General features: G+C 74.2%; 14 protein-coding genes. 5 read left to right on the top strand and 9 right to left on the bottom strand.

Going from position 1 to position 18139, the window contains the following annotated elements:
• Nucleotides 1–264: 264 nt before the first annotated feature.
• Nucleotides 265–714, bottom strand: a complete 450-nt coding sequence (locus AB0L29_RS16680; RefSeq protein WP_365827700.1) for a MarR family transcriptional regulator — start codon at nt 712–714, stop codon at nt 265–267.
• Between the two features lie 115 nt (nt 715–829).
• On the opposite strand from AB0L29_RS16680, the gene AB0L29_RS16685 reads away from it, so the two are divergent.
• Nucleotides 830–2671 (top strand): ABC transporter ATP-binding protein, encoded by a 1842-nt coding sequence (locus AB0L29_RS16685; protein ID WP_365827702.1) that lies wholly within the window; start codon nt 830–832, stop codon nt 2669–2671.
• Between the two features lie 43 nt (nt 2672–2714).
• A complete protein-coding gene (gene mltG / locus AB0L29_RS16690; RefSeq protein WP_365827704.1) occupies nt 2715–3554 on the top strand; it encodes an endolytic transglycosylase MltG in 840 nt (279 codons plus the stop codon).
• A 183-nt stretch (nt 3555–3737) separates the two neighbouring features.
• Here mltG and AB0L29_RS16695 read toward each other — a convergent pair whose 3' ends face one another.
• The 5 genes from AB0L29_RS16695 to AB0L29_RS16715 form a co-directional block, all read right to left on the bottom strand.
• Complete coding sequence (locus tag AB0L29_RS16695) at nt 3738–4814, bottom strand: NAD(P)-binding domain-containing protein (RefSeq protein ID WP_365827706.1); 1077 nt, start codon at nt 4812–4814, stop codon at nt 3738–3740.
• Between the two features lie 252 nt (nt 4815–5066).
• Nucleotides 5067–6098 (bottom strand): ABC transporter substrate-binding protein, encoded by a 1032-nt coding sequence (locus AB0L29_RS16700; RefSeq protein WP_365827708.1) that lies wholly within the window; start codon nt 6096–6098, stop codon nt 5067–5069.
• Between the two features lie 66 nt (nt 6099–6164).
• Nucleotides 6165–6902 (bottom strand): ABC transporter ATP-binding protein, encoded by a 738-nt coding sequence (locus AB0L29_RS16705; RefSeq protein ID WP_365827710.1) that lies wholly within the window; start codon nt 6900–6902, stop codon nt 6165–6167.
• Entirely contained in the window at nt 6875–7780 is a 906-nt protein-coding gene (locus AB0L29_RS16710; protein ID WP_365827712.1) for an ABC transporter permease, read from the bottom strand. Before AB0L29_RS16710 ends, AB0L29_RS16705 begins: the two co-directional genes overlap by 28 nt.
• Nucleotides 7781–7911: 131 nt before the next feature.
• Entirely contained in the window at nt 7912–7995 is an 84-nt protein-coding gene (locus AB0L29_RS16715) for a putative leader peptide (RefSeq protein ID WP_352027631.1), read from the bottom strand.
• Nucleotides 7996–8117: 122 nt separating this feature from the next.
• On the opposite strand from AB0L29_RS16715, the gene AB0L29_RS16720 reads away from it, so the two are divergent.
• From AB0L29_RS16720 to AB0L29_RS16730, 3 genes are all read left to right on the top strand, one after another.
• On the top strand, nt 8118–8540 hold the full coding sequence (locus AB0L29_RS16720; RefSeq protein WP_365827714.1) for a YjbQ family protein: 423 nt from the start codon (nt 8118–8120) through the stop codon (nt 8538–8540).
• Nucleotides 8541–8881: 341 nt separating this feature from the next.
• The gene (gene rox / locus AB0L29_RS16725) at nt 8882–10309 is read left to right on the top strand and encodes a rifampin monooxygenase (protein WP_365827716.1); all 1428 of its coding nucleotides are present in this window, start codon (nt 8882–8884) and stop codon (nt 10307–10309) included.
• 263 nt (nt 10310–10572) lie between these two features.
• Nucleotides 10573–11976: a cytochrome P450 gene (locus AB0L29_RS16730; protein WP_365827718.1), complete on the top strand. Its 1404-nt coding sequence runs from the start codon at nt 10573–10575 to the stop codon at nt 11974–11976.
• Between the two features lie 88 nt (nt 11977–12064).
• On the opposite strand, the gene AB0L29_RS16735 is transcribed toward AB0L29_RS16730, so the two are convergent.
• The 3 genes from AB0L29_RS16735 to AB0L29_RS16745 form a co-directional block, all read right to left on the bottom strand.
• On the bottom strand, nt 12065–13699 hold the full coding sequence (locus AB0L29_RS16735) for a cellulase family glycosylhydrolase (protein ID WP_365827720.1): 1635 nt from the start codon (nt 13697–13699) through the stop codon (nt 12065–12067).
• A gap of 65 nt (nt 13700–13764) precedes the next feature.
• Complete coding sequence (locus AB0L29_RS16740) at nt 13765–14859, bottom strand: GDSL-type esterase/lipase family protein (protein WP_365827722.1); 1095 nt, start codon at nt 14857–14859, stop codon at nt 13765–13767.
• A gap of 283 nt (nt 14860–15142) precedes the next feature.
• Nucleotides 15143–18067 carry an AAA family ATPase gene (locus AB0L29_RS16745; protein ID WP_365827724.1) on the bottom strand — a complete coding sequence of 975 codons (2925 nt, stop codon included), beginning with the start codon at nt 18065–18067 and terminating at the stop codon, nt 15143–15145.
• Nucleotides 18068–18139: the final 72 nt, after the last annotated feature.

Consider the following 18139-nt stretch of genomic DNA (forward strand, 5'->3'; position numbering starts at 1 on the left):
ATCGCCGCCCGTACCGGGCCGGCGGCGCCGCGGCCGGCGTGCCCGAGCGAGGGAGGGAGGGGCAGGCCGGAGGGAGCACCCCCGTCGACGTCCTCGCCCGGCAGGCCGGCACGCCCCCTCGGCGCCGCCGGCCCCGGCTGCGCACCGTGCCGCCACCCGGTGACCGCGCCGCCGCCCGCCTCGCGGTGCCGCCGCCCGGCTCGCGGTGCCGCCGCGGCCACGCGCCCGCCGCCGCACGGGGCGTGCCGGCACGGGAGCGCGTCGTCAGCAGGGCCGGACCGGCGCCCCGTCGATCAACGTGTCCAGCAGCCCTCCCAGCACCCCGCGCTGCTCGTCCGTCAGCGGGGCCAGGATCTCCTCCGCCGCCGCCCGGCGTGCGCCGTGCAGCTCACGCAGCGCCTCGTGGCCGTCGTCCGTGAGCTCGATGCGGATGACCCGGCGGTTGGCCGGGTCGGGGACCCGGCGCACCTTGCCGTTCGCCTCCAGCCCGTCGACCAGCGTCGTCACGGCCCGGGGCACCACCTCCAGCCGCTCGGCCAGGTCGGCCATGCGCGGCGGCGAGCCGTAGTGCGCGAGGGTGCGCAGCAGCCGGGACTGGGCCGGGGTGATGCCGAGGTCGCGCTGCTGCAGATGGTGCTTCTGGATGCGGTGCACCCGGCGGGTGAGCCGCAGCAGCTGCTCGGCGAGCAGGCCGTCGGAATCGGGGCTGGTCATGCGGGAACAATATCAGGATGTCGTTCATTGTGAGTATAGGTAACAATGAGTTAAGCTCCGTCAGTCGTCGCCGACCGGACCGCCGGCCGGCATCCGCCCACCTCCGTAGGAGCCCATGCACCCCGATCGCGAACCCGCCTGGACCCCGCCCGCCGACGCGCCGGAACAGCCCCGGCAGGTGCGCCGCATCCTGCGCCTCTTCCGCCCCTACCGGGGCCGCCTGGCGGTCGTCGGCCTGCTCGTCGCCGCCTCGTCCCTGGTCTCGGTCGCCACGCCCTTCCTGCTCAGGGAGATCCTGGACGTAGCGATCCCCCAGGGGCGCACCGGGCTGCTCACCCTGCTCGCCCTCGGCATGATCCTCAGCGCCGTCCTGGCCGGCGTCTTCGGCGTGCTCCAGACCCTGATCTCCACGACCGTCGGCCAGCGGGTCATGCACGACCTGCGCACCGCCGTCTACGGGCGGCTGCAGCGCATGTCGCTCGCCTTCTTCACCCGCACGCGGACCGGTGAGGTCCAGTCCCGCATCGCCAACGACATCGGCGGCATGCAGGCCACCGTCACCTCCACCGCGACCTCCCTGGTCTCCAACCTCACCAGCGTGATCGCCACGATCGTCGCGATGATCGCCCTCGACTGGCGGCTGACCGTGGTCTCGCTGCTGCTGCTGCCGGTGTTCGTGTGGATCAGCCGCCGGGTCGGCGACGAGCGCAAGAAGATCACCACGCAGCGCCAGAAGCAGATGGCCGCGATGGCCGCCACGGTCACCGAGTCGCTCTCCGTCAGCGGCATCCTGCTCGGCCGCACGATGGGCCGCTCCGACTCGCTGACGCGGTCCTTCGCGAAGGAGTCCGAAGGTCTGGTCGACCTCGAGGTGCGCTCCAGCATGGCCGGCCGCTGGCGCATGGCCGTCATCACGATCGTCATGGCCGCCCTGCCGGCCGTCATCTACTGGACCGCCGGCATGGCCCTCCGGTTCGGCGGCCCGCAGGTGTCCATCGGCACCATCGTGGCGTTCGTCTCGCTCCAGCAGGGCCTGTTCCGCCCGGCCGTGAGCCTGCTGTCGACCGGCGTCCAGATCCAGGCCTCGCTCGCGCTCTTCCAGCGCATCTTCGAGTACCTGGACCTGCCGATCGACATCACCGAGCGCGCCGACCCGGTCCGCCTCGACCGCGTCAAGGGCGAGATCCGCTTCGAGAACGTCACCTTCCACTACGACGGCCCGGGCGCCGGGGGCGGCCACGGGACCGGGAAGGCGGACGGGGGCGGTCCCGTCCTCGACGGCATCGACATCACCGTCCCCGCCGGCGGCAGCCTCGCGATCGTCGGCCCGACCGGTGCGGGCAAGTCCACGCTCGGCTACCTGGTGCCGCGGCTGTACGACGTGACCGGCGGACGCGTCACCCTCGACGGCGTCGACGTCCGCGACCTCGACTTCGACACCCTCGCCCGCGCGGTCGGCGTGGTCTCGCAGGAGACGTACCTCTTCCACGCCTCGGTGGCCGACAACCTCCGTTTCGCCAAGCCCGGCGCCACCGACGAGGAGCTGTACAGGGCGGCGAAGGCGGCCCAGATCCACGACCACATCGCGTCCCTGCCCGACGGCTACGACACGGTCGTCGGCGAGCGCGGCCACCGCTTCTCCGGCGGCGAGAAGCAGCGCCTGGCCATCGCCCGGACCATCCTGCGCGACCCGCCGGTCCTCATCCTCGACGAGGCCACCAGCGCCCTGGACACCCGTACCGAGGCCGCCGTGCAGGAGGCCATCGACGCCCTGTCCGCCAACCGCACCACGCTCACCATCGCCCACCGGCTGTCCACCGTCCGCGGTGCCGACCAGATCGTGGTCCTGGACTCCGGGCGGGCGGTCGAACGGGGCACCCACGAGGAGCTGTTGGCACAGGGCGGGCGCTACGCGGCCCTGGTACGCCGAGACGCTCAACTGGAACCGACAAGATGACAATGTGCCGGATTTGCGATGATATGCGGGTTACCGTGCCCGCATGCAGACGAACACTCCGCCACGGAGCACGATCCGACTCACGCGCCGGGGCCGTCTCGCCCTCATCGCGACCGGGGCCGTCGTGGCCGGCACCGCCGTGGCGGTGCCGCTGCTGACCCTGGACGGCGACGAGGACGCCAGGCCGACCACCCTGGTCGTCCCGGAGGGCTGGCGCACGAGCCAGGTCTACGCCGCCGTCGACAAGGTCCTCGCCCTGCCCCCGGGCACCACGAGGAAGTCCCTGGCCAAGGCCGCGCTGAAGCTGCCGGACGACGCCGAGGGCAACCCCGAGGGCTACCTGTTCCCGGCGACGTATCCGCTCGACGAGAAGGCGACACCGCAGAAGCTGCTGTCGTCCATGGTCGACACCGCCGACAGGAGGTTCAACGGCGCCCCGATCGCCGCGGGCGCGCAGCGCAACGCGATGAACGTCTACCAGGCGGTCACCATCGCGAGCATCGTCCAGGCGGAGGCGGCCACCAAGGCCGATATGGGCAAGGTGGCCCGGGTGATCTTCAACCGCCTCGAACGCGGCATGCCGCTCCAGATGGACTCGACGATCAACTACGCGCTCAACCGCTCCAGCCGCGCCACGACCGAGAACGACACGCGGATCGACAGCCCTTACAACTCCTACCAGCGCATGGGCCTGCCGCCCACGCCCATCGCCAACCCGGGCGAGGACGCGGTGCGCGCCGCGATCAACCCGACCCCGGGCGACTGGCTGTACTTCGTCACGGTCAAGCCGGGCGACACCCGCTTCACCGCCGACTACGCCGAACACCAGCGCAACGTCGCCGAGTTCAAAGCCCACCGGAAGAGCACACGCCCGGCGAGGTGACCCGGTGGAGGCGTGTGCGCCCGGCGAGGTGCCCCGGTACGGTGCCGGCCGTGCCCGGAGCGGACGGCGGACGCCCGGCAGCCGATCGCCCCGGCGGGCGGCCCGGCCGGGTACCGGACCGGGCGCACACGGCGGTTGCCGGACCGGGCGCACACGCGGCGGTTTCCGGACCGGAGGGCCGGCCTACGCGGCGACCGTCTCCGCGGCCAGCAGCCGCCGGATGTCGCGCACGGCGGCACGTCCGGCCCGGTTGGCGCCGATCGTGCTGGCCGACGGGCCGTAGCCGACGAGGTGGATCCGCGGGTCGGCGGCCACGCGCGTCCCCTCGACGCGGATCCCGCCGCCCGGCTCGCGCAGCCGCAGCGGGGCGAGGTGGCCGAGGGCGGCCCGGAAGCCGGTGGCCCACAGGATGACGTCGGCGTCGACGTGCCGCCCGTCCGGCCAGCCGACCCCGGTGGGCGTGATGCGGTCGAACATGGGACGCCGGTCCAGGACGCCGTCCTCGACGCCCTTGCGCACGGCGTCGTTCAGCGGCAGCCCGGTCACCGACACGACGCTTTGCGGCGGCAGCCCCCGCCGCACCCGCTCCTCCACGAGCGCGACGGCCGCCCGGCCCGCGTCCTCGTCGAAGGGGCCCGCACGGAAGACCGGCGGCCGACGGGTCACCCAGGTGGTGGCCGCCGCGTACGGGGCGATCTCCAGCAGGTGCTGCGTGCCGGACGCGCCGCCGCCCACCACCACGACCCGCTGCCCGGCGAACTCCTCGGGCCCGGCGTACTGCGCGGTGTGCACCTGCCGCCCCCGGAAGGTCTCCTGTCCCGGGTAGCGCGGCCAGAACGGCCGGTCCCAGGTGCCGGTCGCGTTGATCAGCGCCCGCGTCGCCCAGGTCCCGGCCGACGTCTCGACCAGCAGCCGTCCGTCGCGGCCCTCGCGCACCGCCCGTACCTCCACGGGGCGCCGCACCCGCAGGCCGAAGGCCCGCTCGTACGCGGCGAAGTACCCGGCGATCACCTCGGCGGACGGCCGCGCCGGATCGGCGCCGGTCAGTTCCATGCCGGGCAGGGAGTGCATCCCGTGGACCCTGCCGTACGTCAGCGAGGGCCACCGGAACTGCCAGGCGCCGCCCGGGCCGGGGGAGCGGTCCAGCACCACGAAGTCGCGGTCCGGCTCGAATCCGGTGCGCCGCAGGTGGTAGGCGCCGGCCAGGCCTGCCTGACCGGCGCCGATGACGACCGCCTCGACCTCGCGTGAGTTGTTCACGCTTCTACCAACAGGGGTGAGGTCGTCGGTCTTCCCGGCCGGGCGTCGGCTGCGCCGCCGGCGTCGGCACCGCCTCCGAACCCGGCCGCCCGGCTGCCCGCCCGTCCGGCCGCCTCGGCGATCCGCGCGAGGCAGTCGGTGCCGGGGGCGCGCACCCCGCCGGGCTCGTCGCCGGGCCCGTGGGCGTGCCGGCCGGCGAGCGTGCGGCCGGCACCGCCCGTCGGCGGGAACCGGCGGAGACGTACGGTCGTGTCACGACCCCTCGGAGGGACGGGCGGGGGTGGTGGACGGCGGCAGGCCGCCGTTGAACCGCGTGTCGGTGAAACCGCCGAAGTCGACCCTGCGGGGGATGAGCTCCAGCTCGGCGAAGGTGTCGACGATCTCCTGCTCGGAGGCGACGAGCGGCTCGTCCACGGCGACGGCGATCCGGGTGGCGTAGGTGCGCTTCACCGCGGCCAGCGCCACGTCCGCGGGCAGCCCGGTCTCCTTCGCCCAGACCTTCGCCCACTCCTCCTCGTGGTCGTACACCCACGTGTAGGCGCGCCGCAGCCGCTCCAGGTAGTCCTCGACGGCGGCGGCCTTCTTCCCGTCCTTCAGCGCCCCGGGGGCCGCCACCTGGAAGGTGAGCCCGTTGGTCACGCCGTCGCCGGTGGTGAGCACCCGGCCCTGCCCGGCCTTGAGCACCTGCGAGGTGTACGGGTCCCACACCGCCCAGGCGTCGACCTTGCCGGAGGTGAACGCGGCGAGCGCGTCGGCCGGCTGGAGGTACTCGACCTCGACGTCGTCCAGGCCGAGCCCGGCCTTCTTCAGGGACGCGACGAGCTGGTAGTGCGCGGAGGAGCCCTGCGCCACCGCGACGGACTTCCCCTTGAGCTCCCCGGGCTCCTTCAGGGACGAGCCGTTCGGCACGAGGATGGTGTCGCCCTTGGACGTGCCGTGCCAGGCGGCCACGACCGTGATCCTCGAGCCCGCCCCGGCCGCGAAGACCGGCGGGGTGTTGCCGACGCCGCCGATGTCGACGGCCCCGGCGTTGACGGCCTCCAGCAGTGGCGGGCCGGAGGTGAACGTGGACCACTTGATCTTGTAGTCGAGGTCCTTCAGCTCGCCGGCGGCGCGCAGGATGGCCTCCGAACCGCCCTTCTGGTCGCCGACGTTGAGGGTGACCGGGCCCCGGCCGTCGCTCCCGTCGCCCGACGACGTGCCGGCGGCCGAGTCCGTGCCGCAGGCGGTGAGCAGGAGGGCGAGGGGGAGCAGCAGGGCGGCGGGGACGAGACGTCGTCGCATGGTGATCCGATCGTTGCGGTGGAACCGGTGGTGGGACGCGTGGAACCGGCGGGGCAGGGGGAGGGCTCAGGAGGCTTCGGCGGCGGTCTCGACGCCGAGGCGTTCGAGGAGGCCGGCGCGCAGCCCGGCGAAGCGCGGGTCGGTGATGTCGCGGGGGCGGTCGAGGTCGACGCGCTGCTCGTGCGCGATGACACCGTCGTCCATCACCAGGACGCGGTCGGCGAGCAGCACGGCCTCCTCCACGTCGTGGGTGACGAGGAGCACGGCGCATCCCCGGCGCTGCCACAACTCGCCCACCAGCCGCTGGGCCTTGATCCTGGTGAGCGCGTCGAGCGCGCCGAACGGCTCGTCGAGCAGCAGCAGGTCCGGCTCGCGCACCAGGGCCCGGGCCAGGGAGGCGCGCTGGGCCTCCCCGCCGGAGAGGGTCTTGGGCCAGGCGTCGGAGCGGTGGCCGAGCCCGACCTCTTCGAGCGCCTGATCGGCGACGGCCCGCCGGGGCTTGCCCGGCAGCCCCAGCAGGACGTTGCGCCACACCTTCTTCCACGGCATCAGCCGCGGCGCCTGGAAGGCGACGGCCCTGCGGCGCGGCACCAGCACGGTCCCCTCGATGTCGCGGTCCAGCCCGGCGAGGACGCGCAGCAGCGTCGACTTGCCGCAGCCGCTGCGCCCCAGGAGGGCGACGAATTCGCCGGGACGGATGTCGAGCCGGAGCCGGTCGATGACGGCACGCCCGTCGAAGGAGCGGACCAGCCCCTCGACACGCACCGCCTGGGGGGTCACCGGCCGGTGAACGTCGGTCGCCATTGCAGCAGCAGCCTTTCGAGGGAGCGGACGATGAAGTCGGCGAGCAGACCGAGGAAGGCGTAGACGATCAGGCAGACCACGATCACGTCGGTCCGCAGGAAGTCGCGCGCCTGCACCATGAGGAACCCGATGCCGGAGTCCGCGTTGACCTGCTCGGCGAAGACGAGGGCCAGCCAGGCGACGCCGAGGGAGTAGCGCAGCCCGGTCATGGCCCCGGGCAGCGCGCCCGGCAGGACGACGTGCCGTACCAGGCCCCACCGCGACAGGCCCAGCGACTCCCCGGCCTCGATCAACTGGGCGTCCACGCCCCGGATTCCGGCGTAGACGTTGAGGTAGAGCGGGAAGGTGACGCCGAGCGTGATGATGGCGGTCTTCGGGGCCTCGCCGATGCCGAACCAGATGATGAACAGCGGGATGAGACCGACGAACGGCACGGTCCGCAGCATCTGCAGCGGCGCGTCCACCAGGTCCTCGCCGATCCTGAACAGGCCGGAGAGCAGGGCGAGTCCGGTGCCGATGAGCAGACCCAGCAGCAGCCCGGCGGCGACCCGCCGGAGCGAGGTGGCCATGGCGGAGGGCAGGGAGCCGTCGGCGACCAGGTCCGCGGCCACCTGCGCGATCCGCCCCGGCGAGGCGAGCACGTCGGAGGTCAGCACGCCCGTGCCGCTGAGGAGTTGCCACAGCGCGAGCAGCAGGACCGGGCCGGTCGTGCGGCGCAGCCAGCGGGGCACACGGGCGCGGCGCGAGGAGACGGGGAGGATCGGCTGGAGGCCGGGGGCGGAGGACGTCGGAACGGTGGAGGGCTTGGAGGAGGCGGATGCCTCTATGGGGGACATGTCCGGCCCGGGGGAGCCGGGCGGGGCATGGCTGGTGCTCATGGGTGCTCCACGGGGAGGAGAGCGGCAGGGGGCGGGTACGCCTCGGCGCCGCGGACGCCGGTGCGACCGGAACCGGTCACGGGGCGCACGGAACTGCGGGACGGAGGCGGGGAAAGAGGCGGGGAAAGGCGTCAGCGGCCGCGGCGACACGCGGCGGAGGCCACCCGCAGCAGGTCGATGTGACCGCGCGTGGTGAGCAGGGCTGTACGCAACATGCGCCCGAACGTAGCCAGGTTGCGTGTGCACGGTCAACGGGCGTCTCGCCCAGCGGACCGGCGTACCAGACTCCGGGCGGATCTTCCCGCTCGCGGCTCGTCGTGTGCGTCAGGATGGAGGCATGTCCGATGCCTTCACCACCCGAGTCCTGAACGTCACCACCGGTTCCACGGAGCGGGTCGTCGACCTCACCCGTGACTGCGAGTCCTTCCTGCGTGAGGTGGCGGCCGGCCGCGACGGCCTGCTCAACGTCTTCGTCCCGCACGCGACCGCCGGCATCGCCGTCCTGGAGACGGGCGCGGGCAGCGACGACGACCTCCTGGCCGCCCTGCACACCCTGCTGCCCGCCGACGACCGCTGGCAGCACCGCCACGGCAGCCCCGGTCACGGCCGCGACCACGTCCTGCCCGCCCTCGTCCCCCCGCACGCGACGCTGCCGGTGCTCGGCGGACGGCTGGAACTGGGCACCTGGCAGTCGGTGTGCCTGGTCGACACCAACCGGGACAACCCCGACCGCACGGTGCGGCTGAGCTTCCTGGGGTGAGTCCCGCCCGGCCCGGTCGCCGACGGCCGTCGGCGCCGGTCTTCCCGGAGCCCGCGCCCACCTGGACACGGCCTCCGGGAAGACCGGCGCACGCGAGCCGGACCGGCGCGAGCCGCATCGCGCGGGGGCCGGGTCGTGACCGGTGCCCCGGACACGACCGGGGACGGCCGGGGACGAAGGGAGCGGCCGTCCACGGCGGACGGCAAAAGCAAAGGCAAGGAGGTCGTCGCCTCCTTGCCACTCTCAACGTATAGCGCACCGGGGGGCTTGCGGCAAGGCCCCGGTCGTCCCGCACAATCGCCGACCGAAGCCAGGAGCTGCGGAAACAGACGGGGGTCGAGATGATCGACGTGATCGTCGCCGGCGGTGGGCCGACCGGGCTGATGCTGGCCGGCGAGCTGCGGCTGGCCGGGGTGCGGACGGTCGTGCTGGAGAAGGCGACCGAGCCGGCCGGGCACTCCCGCGGACGGGGCCTGCACGTGCGCAGCGTCGAGATGCTGGACCAGCGCGGCCTGCTCGACCGGTTCCTCGCGGTCAGCGAGCAGTTCAAGGCCGGCAGTCTCTTCGCCGGCATCGTCAAGCCGTGGCCGGACGGGCTGGACACCGCCCACCCCTTCGGCCTCGCGACCGCGCAGACCGTCACCGAACGGCTGCTCGCCGAGCGCGCCGTCGAACTCGGCGCCGAGATCCGGCGCGGCTGCGAACTGGTCGGGCTGGACCAGGACGAGCACGGGGTGAGCGTCGAGCTGGCCGACGGCACGCGCCTGCGCTCGCGCTACCTCGTCGGCTGCGACGGCGGCCGCAGCACGGTGCGCAAGCGGCTCGGCGTCGGCTTTCCCGGTGAGCCCGCCAAGGTCGAGACGCTGCTGGGCGACATGGAGGTGACCGAGGATCCGGCGACGGTCGCCGCCACCGTCGAGGAGGTCCGCAGGACCCACCTGAGGTTCGGCGCCATCTCCCTGGAGGGCGGGGGATACCGCCTCGTCGTGCCCGCCGAAGGGGTGGCCGAGGACCGTGCGGTCCCGCCGACCCTCGAGGAGTTCAAGCGGCGGCTGCGGGCCGTCGCGGGCACCGACTTCGGCGCGCACGCCCCGCGCTGGCTCTCCCGGTTCGGCGACGCCACCCGGCAGGCCGAGCGCTACCGGGTCGGCCGGGTGCTGCTGGCCGGCGACGCGGCGCACATCCACCCGCCGGCCGGCGGGCAGGGGCTCAACCTCGGCATCCAGGACGCGTTCAACCTCGGCTGGAAACTGGCCGCCGAGGTCAACGGCTGGGCGCCGGAAGGGCTGCTGGACAGCTACCACGCCGAACGGCACCCGGTGGGCGCCCGCGTGCTGGACAACACCCGCGCGCAGATGACGCTGATGGGGGCCGATCCGGGTGCGACCGCGTTGCGGGAGCTGTTCTCGCAGCTGTTGGAGTTCGGGGAGGCGAACCGGTACGTGACCGAGATGATCACCGCGGTCGGGGTGCGCTACGACTTCGGCGAGGGCCACGAGCTGCTCGGCCGGCGGATGCGCGACGTGAAGCTGGAACGGGGCCGCCTCTACGAGCTGATGCGCGGCGGCCGCGGGCTGCTGCTCGACCGGACCGGCCGGCTCTCGGTGGCGGGCTGGGCGGACCGGGTCGACCACGTCGTCGATGCCGGCGGGGAACCGGACGTGCCCGCGGTGCTGCTGCGGCCGGACGGCCATGTGGCGTGGGTGGGTGAGGACCAGCAGGATCTGTTCGCCCGGCTGCCGAAGTGGTTCGGCGCCGCCGCCGGCTGAGCGCGCGGGCCGCGGCGCCGTCCGGCCGTCACGCGCCGCCCATGGGACGCGCACACCCGGGCGGGAGTTCTCACACGTCCTTCACCGCGTCCGCGCGCCTGCCGCGCCTCTTCGCCCCCGGCTGCCGTGCCCGACCGCCCCTGACCTGCTGCGGGGCGGCCCCCGTCGTCCGTCCCCGGCGGAGCCTGGGGTAGGGTCCCCTCCGTTTCCGGCTACCGAACGGTGGTGTGCCGGTACGCGGAGTGTCGGAGGGCGGCAAGACGATGGAATCCCTGAGGGGTGACGGCGGATCCGTGGACCTGGACGGTGCCCGGCTGGAGACGATGTCTCCCGAGCCGCTGCTGACCCGGGACTACGAGACGCGCCCCTCGCTCGTGTACGAGCGGCTCAGGCGGCGGCACGGCCCGGTCGCGCCCGTCGACCTGCTGGGCGTGCCCGCCTGGCTGGTGCTCGGCTACCGAGAGGCCCTCCAGGTGCTTCAGGACGACGAGGGGTGGCCCAAGGGCCTGGAGAACTGGCGGGCCCGCACGGAGGGCCGGGTGCCGGCCGACTGGCCGCTCGGGCCGTCCCTGGAGGTCAACCACGTGCTGATCCAGGGCGGCCCCGGGTACCGGCCGCTGCGGCAGGCGTGGGACGCGGCCCTCAAGCCGTTCCAGGATCCCCGCCACCCCCAGGCCAAGCGGCTCAGGACGGCCGTCACCGCCTACGCCGACGAACTGATCACCCTGGTGGGACAGGGCGGCGCCACGGGCGTGGCGGACCTGTCCGCCCAGTTCTCCCGGCCGCTGCCGCTGATGGTCGCCAGTCACCTGCTCGGCTTCCCCGGTTCGCAGGGCGACGACGCCCTGATGGACATGTGGCGGGTGCTGGACGCGGGCCCGGACGCCGAGCCCGCCCTGGAGCGGCTGCTGGCGGCGCTGACGGAGCTCGCCGCGGCGAAACTCGACACGCCGGGGGACGACTTCCCCTCCCACCTGCTGGCCGCGCACCCGGACCTCTCCCTCGACGAGCTGGCCCGTGAGCTGTTCATGCTGCTGGGCATGACCTCCGACCACGTCGGCATCCTCATCTCCAACACCGTGGTCGAGGTCATCTCCGGTGACGGCGGCGTGCGCGCCACCCTGTCCGCCGGCATGGTCCGGGAGACCATGAACCGGGTGGTGATGCGCAAGCCGCCGCTGGTCAACTTCGTGCCGCGCTTCGCGGCCGAGGACACCCCGCTCGGCAACTACCTGATCCGGCAGGGCGACCCGGTGTGGGTCTCCTCCGCCGCCGCGCACGCCGATCCGCTCTTCGCCGGCCACGTGGCGCCGAGCACCGCGATCAGCACCCGGGCGCACCTGTCCTGGGGCGCGGGCAGCCGCCAGTGCCCGGCGCGCGAACTGGCCTCGACGGTCGCGGCGGTCGGGGTGGGCCGCCTGTTCGAGCGGTTCACCCATCTGGAGCTGGCCCTGCCGGCCGACCAACTGCCCTGGCGTTCCTCACCGTTCATGCGCGGCCTGCGGTCGCTGCCGGTACGGTACGCACTCGCCCCGGAGCCGCCCGGACAGTCCGCGGCGCACGATCCGGCCCCGGAGGCCGCCGAGCCGGTGGTGCCGGACCCGTCCGCCCGGCAGCGCTCGTCGCTGTGGCGCTATCTGACGGGCCTGATCCGCGCCGGCCGCTGAGCGGCGCCGCGCGAACGGGCCGTGCGGCAGCCGTCCGGCTCCCGCACGGCCCGCCCCGGCCCAGGACGACCGGGCCGCCGGCCGGGACTCAGCTCACCGTGCAGTCCGAGCCGTTGAGGGTGAACGCGCCCGGGCTGGGGTCGGCCGCCCCCTTGCTGGCCGTGAAGCCCAGGGTGACGGAGCCCGACGCGGGGATCCCCGCCGTGTACGGGGCGGAGGCGACGCTGACCTCGGCGCCGCTCTGCGTCGCCGTGCCGCCCCACAGGTTGCTGATGCGCTGGCTGCCGGGGAACGTCCAGCGCAGCGTCCAGCCGTTGATCGCGGAGCTGCCGGTGTTGCGCAGCACGATCTCGCCCTGGAAGCCGCCGGGCCACTCGCCGGTCACCCGGTAGGTCACACCGCAGGCCGCCGACGTTCCGCCGGACGCGGTCGTGACCGTCACCGTGCCGGAGCGCTGCGAGCGGTTGCCGGCGGCGTCGCGGGCGTACACGGCGAAGGTGTACGAGGTGGCCGGGGCGAGGCCGGTGAGGGTGGCGGTGGTGCGGGTCGTGGTGGTGACGGCGGTCTCGGCGCCGCTGCCGACACGGACGACGTCGTAGCCCGTGACGCCGGTCGCGTCCGTCGAGGCGGCCCAGGAAAGGGTCACCGACGAGGAGGTCACGCCCGAGGCGGCCGGAGTGCCGGGGGCGGTCGGGGCCGTGGTGTCGCCGCCGGAGGAGGAGTAGACGTCGGCCTCCTCGGAGGTCGCCGCGATGCCGTTCGCGCCGTTGAAGAGCCGCTGCCCCCAGGAGGTGAGCCGGTCCGGGTCGAAGTTCGTGACCATGTCCAGGTACTCGACCCCGCCGCCGTTGCCGCTCCAGGACCAGCCGAGGTAGCCGAGGCCGAGCTGCTGGGTCACGGCCAGGATGGCGTCCTCGTCGGGGTTGCCGTCCGAGTGGTCGTGGCCGAACTCGCCGACCACGATGGGCAGTTTCGCGGCGACGAACCGGTTCAGGTAGTCGCCGACCTCGGCGGCGGTGTCGAAGACGCCGTACATGTGGATGGAGAAGACCGTGTTGCGGTCCGGGTCGGCGGCGAACACCGAGGCGGCGTTGTCGCGCATGGTGAACGCCCAGTCCTGGCCCCAGTTGGGCGCGTCGACCATGATCGTGTGGTCGAACCCGGCGTCCCGCAGCTTCTGGATCGCCGCCTTGGTGTCGGCGGTCCAGCTCGCGTAGCCGGTGTTGCCGTACGGCTCGTTGCCGATGTTGACGATGACGTAGTCCTCCTGGCCCGTCAGGGCGCTCTGCACGCTGATCCAGTAGTCCGCGGCGCGCGAGAGGGTGACGGCACCGCTCTGCTCGCCGTAGCCCGTGGTGTCGTGCACCTCGAGGACGCAGATGAGGCGGTTCTGCTTGCACCGGGCGACGACGTTCGCCACGTCGGCGGTGTCGTTGCGGGTCCAGCGGTCACCGCTGGAGAGCACCACCCGGACGGTGTTGGCGCCCTTGGCCTTGATGTGCGCGAGGGAGCCGATGCGGTCCGGGTACCAGGTGTGCGCGTGGTTGACGCCGCGCATCACGAAGTCGTTCCCGGACGCCTCCAGCAGCCGTCCGTCGGCGACGCGGAAGCCGGTGGGCGCCGCGTGGGCCGCGCCGCCGAGCGCGAGCAGGGGCAGGAGCAGGCCCAGCAGGGCGGCCGCGACGGCGGCCGGGCGTGACACGGTGGCGGTGGGGGATCTCATGGCGGCTCCAGTGAAGAGGCGGGTGTCGGGGAGGAGGGGCGGGTGCCGGGGAGAAGGAGCGGGTGTCAGGAAGCGGCCCGGGCCGTGCAGGTGACGGTCGCCGACGGCGTGCCGGCCGTGGCCGGGGCGGTGGCGAGGAAGCCGAAAGTGGTGCCCGCGCCGGGCGCCAGGGCGCCGTTCCAGCCCGCGTCGGCGACGGTGGCCGTGCCGTCGGCGGCCGTGGTGAGGGTGCCGTTCCAGACCTGGGCGAGGCGCGCCCCGGCGGCCGGCACGACGGTCACCGTCCAGCCCCGCACGGCAAGGGCGGACGTGTTGGTCACCGTGACCTCGCCCTGGTAGCCGCCCTGCCAGGCGGAGGCGGCCCGGAAGGAGGCGGTGCAGGCGGGCCGTCCGCCGCCCGGGTCACCGGGATCGCCGGGGTCCGTGGTGCCGAGGAGCGCGGCCAGGGCCGGATACCAGCGGGCGGCGATCTTCTCGTCACCGGAGGCGTTGGGGTGGACGCCGTCGTAGGTGTCGGTGGCGGTGCTGAAGCCCGTCCACTGGTCGACGACCGTGACGGGGGAGCGGGCGGTGCTCGTCGCCCGGGCCCAGTCGGGGATCCGCGCGTTGAGGTCGACGACCCGCTGCGCGCACGCCGCGCAGGTGCCGGGGTTCAGGGGGATGAGCTGGGCGACCAGGATGCGCATGCCGGGGTTGCTCTCCCGCATCTGCGCCACCAGCGTGTCGTAGGCGGCGAGGATGCGGTCGGGGGGCACGGCGCTCCAGACGTCGTTCGTGCCGAAGTGCATGACAACGATGTCCGGGCGTGTCGCGGCCAGCCGGGCGGGCAGCAGGTTCCGGTCGGCCACCTGGGTCACCAGCTCGCCGCCGTGGCCCTCGTTGTCGCCGTCGTGGGCCTGTCCGCAGCCCTGGGGCCCGAGGGTGCCCACGAAGTCGATGCCGGTGTACCCGGCGTTCTGCAGCCGGTTCCACAGCAGGGCCCGCCAGCAGCCCGGCGAGCCGGTGATGGAGTCGCCCAGCGGCATGATGCGGACGGGGTCCGCCGCGGGCGCGGCCGAGGCGCGCTGGGCGGTCGCCAGGCCGAGGGGCAGGAGCAGGGCGGCCAGCAGGCCGAGGAGCGGAAGAAGCCGTAAGGAGAGCGGGCGGCGGGTGCTGCGCATGGTGTCCCCTTCCCGGGAGGATGTGGGAGCGCTCCCATGAGGACATCAAGCCACCGTTGTCATTTACGCGTCAAGATGTCGACGGGGGGTGTTCCGCCGGGCGCAGGTGGGAGCGGGGGCGCGCACGGCGGGACGGTCCGCCTGTCCGGGAGGGCGCCCCGGAGGGCGGACCGTTCCCGGGTCCGTCAGCCGGCGACGGGCGCGTCCCGGCGGGAACCGGCGACGGGACGGCGGCCGCCTCGCCACGGCCGGCTCCGCGCGCACCCCGGTACGGCGCCGCCGGTCACGTCCGGGGGCGCGGGAAGGTCTCCAGCGCCTCGGCGAGACCGGCCGCGTCCGTGCCGACCTTGCGGTAGACGGAGGACAGCAACTGCCGCACGCCCTGCTCGGTGAGGTGCAGGTCCTTCGCGACCACCGCCACCTGGTGGCCCTGCACGCTCATCTCGGCGGCCCGGCGCTCGTGCGCGGTGAGCGTGTCCGTCTGCGCGTAGCGCAGGGGCAGCGGGCGCAGCCCGGCCGCGGACAGTTCACCGCGGGCCTGGGCGGCCAGGGCCTCGGCGCCGCAGTGGACGGCGCCCTCCAGCCCCTGGTAGAGCCGGTCGGCGGCCTCCGTGAGCCGGCCGCTGCGGGACAGCGCGGCACCGTGCCCGACCAGCGCGCGGGCCAGTTCGTAGGCCGCGGGCGACCGTTCGAGATGGCCGACGGCCTCCGCGTACAGGTCGAGCGACGCCCGCCCGCCGGTCACCTCGGCCAGGGTGCGCAGCGCCTGGCCGATCGCGGAGGCCGCGCCGAACCCCTGGGCCCGTTCGACGGCCTCCTGGGCGTGGCGGACGGCCTCCTCGGGCGCGACGGGGGCGAGGAGGCGGGCCAGGCCGAGCTGCCAGGGGCACCAGGCCGGGTTGTGCCAGTCCCGTGACTCCAGCCAGTCGCCGACGTCGGACAGCAGGCGCCGGGCCTCGTCGTGCCGCCCCTCCGCCACCAGCAGCCCGGCGTACACCGTTCGCGGATCGGGGTAGACGACGGCGTTCGGGACCACCTCGCCGTAGCGGTACCGGTCGGCGAGCCGCCGCGCCGCCTTCGGGCGGCCACGGGCCAGCAGCGTCTGGACGAGGATGCCGATGGCGAACCACTGGGCGGGCACGGCGCCTTCCACGCGCTCGGCGGTGCGCAGGCCCTCCTCCGCCCAGCTCTGCGCCTCGGCCAGGCAGCCCCGGCGATAGCGGATGTAACCGAAGAGGGCCTGGCCGACCGCCAGGTGCGAGCCGCGCCACCCCTTGGCCTCGCACTCGGCCATGCCCCGGGTGAACAATTCCTCGGCCCGCCGCGGCTGGTCGCAGTACATGAACGCCAGGGCCACCGAGACGGGCACCTCGAAACCCCGGTTCTCCTCGGTCCAGCTCATCCCGCCGCGCAGGGCCTCCTCGGCGAACACCAGGACCGTCTGCCGCGGTTCGCCGCGCAGCAGGGCGTCCCAGGCCCGCAGGCCCAGGATGCAGCGCTCCTCCAGCCCGTGGCCGTTCGGGCCGCTGCGGGCGGTCAGCCGCTCGGCCAGCCGCGCCAGCCTGCGGGAACGGACGGCGGCGCCGGGCGCGTCGGTGCGGGACAGGCTCCAGACGAAGTGATCGGCCTGCATGCGCAGCCGGATGCGGGGGTTGGTGGCCGTGCGCGCCTCCTCGGCGGCCACGCTCGCGGCTTCGGACATCCGGTCGGTGTGGGCCAGTGCCTGGGTCAGCCGGTAGACGATGGAGGCGCGCAGCCCGGGGTCGATCTCCGGCTCCGCCAGCGCCTCCCGGAGATGGCTGACCGTGGCGGTGGGTTCGATCAGGAAGGTCGAGCCCGCGAGCTCGTGCAGGAGCGCCGCGCGCTCCCCCGGAAGGGGAGGCTCCTGCAGCGCCCGCGTCAGCAGGCGACGGGCGGCCTCCGGCGCTCCGGCCCGCAGGTACTCGCGGGCGGCCTGCCGGAGGCAGGCCACTGCCTCGGGCCTGCCCTCGCAGGGGACCTCCAGCAGGTGCCGGGCGGCGGCGGTGGGGCCGAGCCCCGCCGCGCGGACGGCCTCCGCGGCGGCGTTGTGCAGACCGACCCGCAGGCCCGGGCGGATGTTCCGGTAGATCGTGGTGGCGATCACCGGGTGCACGAAGTCGAGGCTCCCCCCGGGCCCGTGGCCCTCGGCCAGGATGCGCGCCGCGCGCAGCCGTTCGGTGGCCTCGGCGGCCTCCTCGCTGCCGATCACCGCGATGACGGCGGCGAGCTCCGGGGAGAACGGCGCACCCAGGACCGCCGCGGCCTGCGCGAAGCGGACGGTGGTGGTCCCGAGCCGCTGGATACGGTCGAGCAGCCCTGGCCCCTTGGCCGCCGCGGCGAGGTCCCGCATCGCCGGCAGGTCGTCCCGGGTGCCCTTCAGGTTCCGCTCGCCGAGCCGGATGGCGAGTTCGACGGCCTCGTACGGACTGCCGCCGGTGACCGTCCAGCACTCGTTGCAGAACTCGTCCTCGGCCTCCTCCCCCAGCCGGTCCCGCACGATCTGCGCCACACCGGCGGCGCTGAGCGGCTCCAGGGCGTAGGGGCGGCTCCCGTGACTCTCGACGAGGGCGCGGAAGGCCGCCGCTTCGGGCGGCATGTCGTCGGGCCGGTAGGCGACGACGATCAGCAGCGGAAGGCCCGCGGCTCGCGGGGCGAAGGACGTGAGCCAGCGCAGTGACTCGAGGTCGGCCCAGTGCAGGTCGTCCAGGAGCAGGACGACGGGTGCCTGCTGCACCGTCAGGCGGGTCAGGATCCAGTCGAGGCCGTCACGGACCCCGGTCGGGTCCGGCACGTGGGAGGTGTCCGCCGCCTCCAGGCCCAGCGCCGCGGCGACGATGTCGTACCAGCTTCCCAGGAAGACACGGAGCTCCGCCCCGCTCATCGCGGCGAGCGCGGGCTGGACGAGCTGGCGCACCACGTGGAACGCCAGCTCCTGTCCGGTCTCGCCGCCCCGGCCCGAGAGAACCCTGAAGCCGTGCGCCGCGGCGCGGGCGCGTGCTTGCGCGATGAGGGCCGTCTTGCCCCGCCCGGCCGGACCGGTGAAGGCGAGCAGCCCCGTGCGAGGTGCTCCCGGTCCGCCGTCGGCGGCGCGAAGGCCCGACAGCGCGTCGTCGAGCGCCCGGAGTTCCCGTCGGCGCTCGAGCAAGGGCTGGGAGCCGGTGAACGGTTGCCGCGACTCGTGCGCCATGTGCCCTACCGCTTCTTGTAGTTGGTCCTGTCGGGCAGCGCCGAGCGTATGCCCGACGGGTCCGGGGAGCCG

Origin of the sequence: Streptomyces sp. NPDC052701 (genome assembly GCF_040678355.1) — a bacterium.
Taxonomy (GTDB): Bacteria; Actinomycetota; Actinomycetes; order Streptomycetales; family Streptomycetaceae; genus Streptomyces.

Excerpts from the sequence above, each read along its gene's own strand:
- AB0L29_RS16705 (WP_365827710.1), bottom strand. The coding sequence starts at position 6,902 with ATGGCGACCGACGTTCACCGGCCGGTGACCCCCCAGGCGGTGCGTGTC.
- AB0L29_RS16720 (WP_365827714.1), top strand. The coding sequence starts at position 8,118 with ATGTCCGATGCCTTCACCACCCGAGTCCTGAACGTCACCACCGGTTCC.
- AB0L29_RS16680 (WP_365827700.1), bottom strand. The coding sequence starts at position 714 with ATGACCAGCCCCGATTCCGACGGCCTGCTCGCCGAGCAGCTGCTGCGG.
- AB0L29_RS16685 (WP_365827702.1), top strand. The coding sequence starts at position 830 with ATGCACCCCGATCGCGAACCCGCCTGGACCCCGCCCGCCGACGCGCCG.
- rox (WP_365827716.1), top strand. The coding sequence starts at position 8,882 with ATGATCGACGTGATCGTCGCCGGCGGTGGGCCGACCGGGCTGATGCTG.
- AB0L29_RS16700 (WP_365827708.1), bottom strand. The coding sequence starts at position 6,098 with ATGCGACGACGTCTCGTCCCCGCCGCCCTGCTGCTCCCCCTCGCCCTC.
- mltG (WP_365827704.1), top strand. The coding sequence starts at position 2,715 with ATGCAGACGAACACTCCGCCACGGAGCACGATCCGACTCACGCGCCGG.
- AB0L29_RS16715 (WP_352027631.1), bottom strand. The coding sequence starts at position 7,995 with ATGTTGCGTACAGCCCTGCTCACCACGCGCGGTCACATCGACCTGCTG.
- AB0L29_RS16710 (WP_365827712.1), bottom strand. The coding sequence starts at position 7,780 with ATGAGCACCAGCCATGCCCCGCCCGGCTCCCCCGGGCCGGACATGTCC.
- AB0L29_RS16730 (WP_365827718.1), top strand. The coding sequence starts at position 10,573 with ATGGAATCCCTGAGGGGTGACGGCGGATCCGTGGACCTGGACGGTGCC.
- AB0L29_RS16745 (WP_365827724.1), bottom strand. The coding sequence starts at position 18,067 with ATGGCGCACGAGTCGCGGCAACCGTTCACCGGCTCCCAGCCCTTGCTC.
- AB0L29_RS16740 (WP_365827722.1), bottom strand. The coding sequence starts at position 14,859 with ATGCGCAGCACCCGCCGCCCGCTCTCCTTACGGCTTCTTCCGCTCCTC.
- AB0L29_RS16735 (WP_365827720.1), bottom strand. The coding sequence starts at position 13,699 with ATGAGATCCCCCACCGCCACCGTGTCACGCCCGGCCGCCGTCGCGGCC.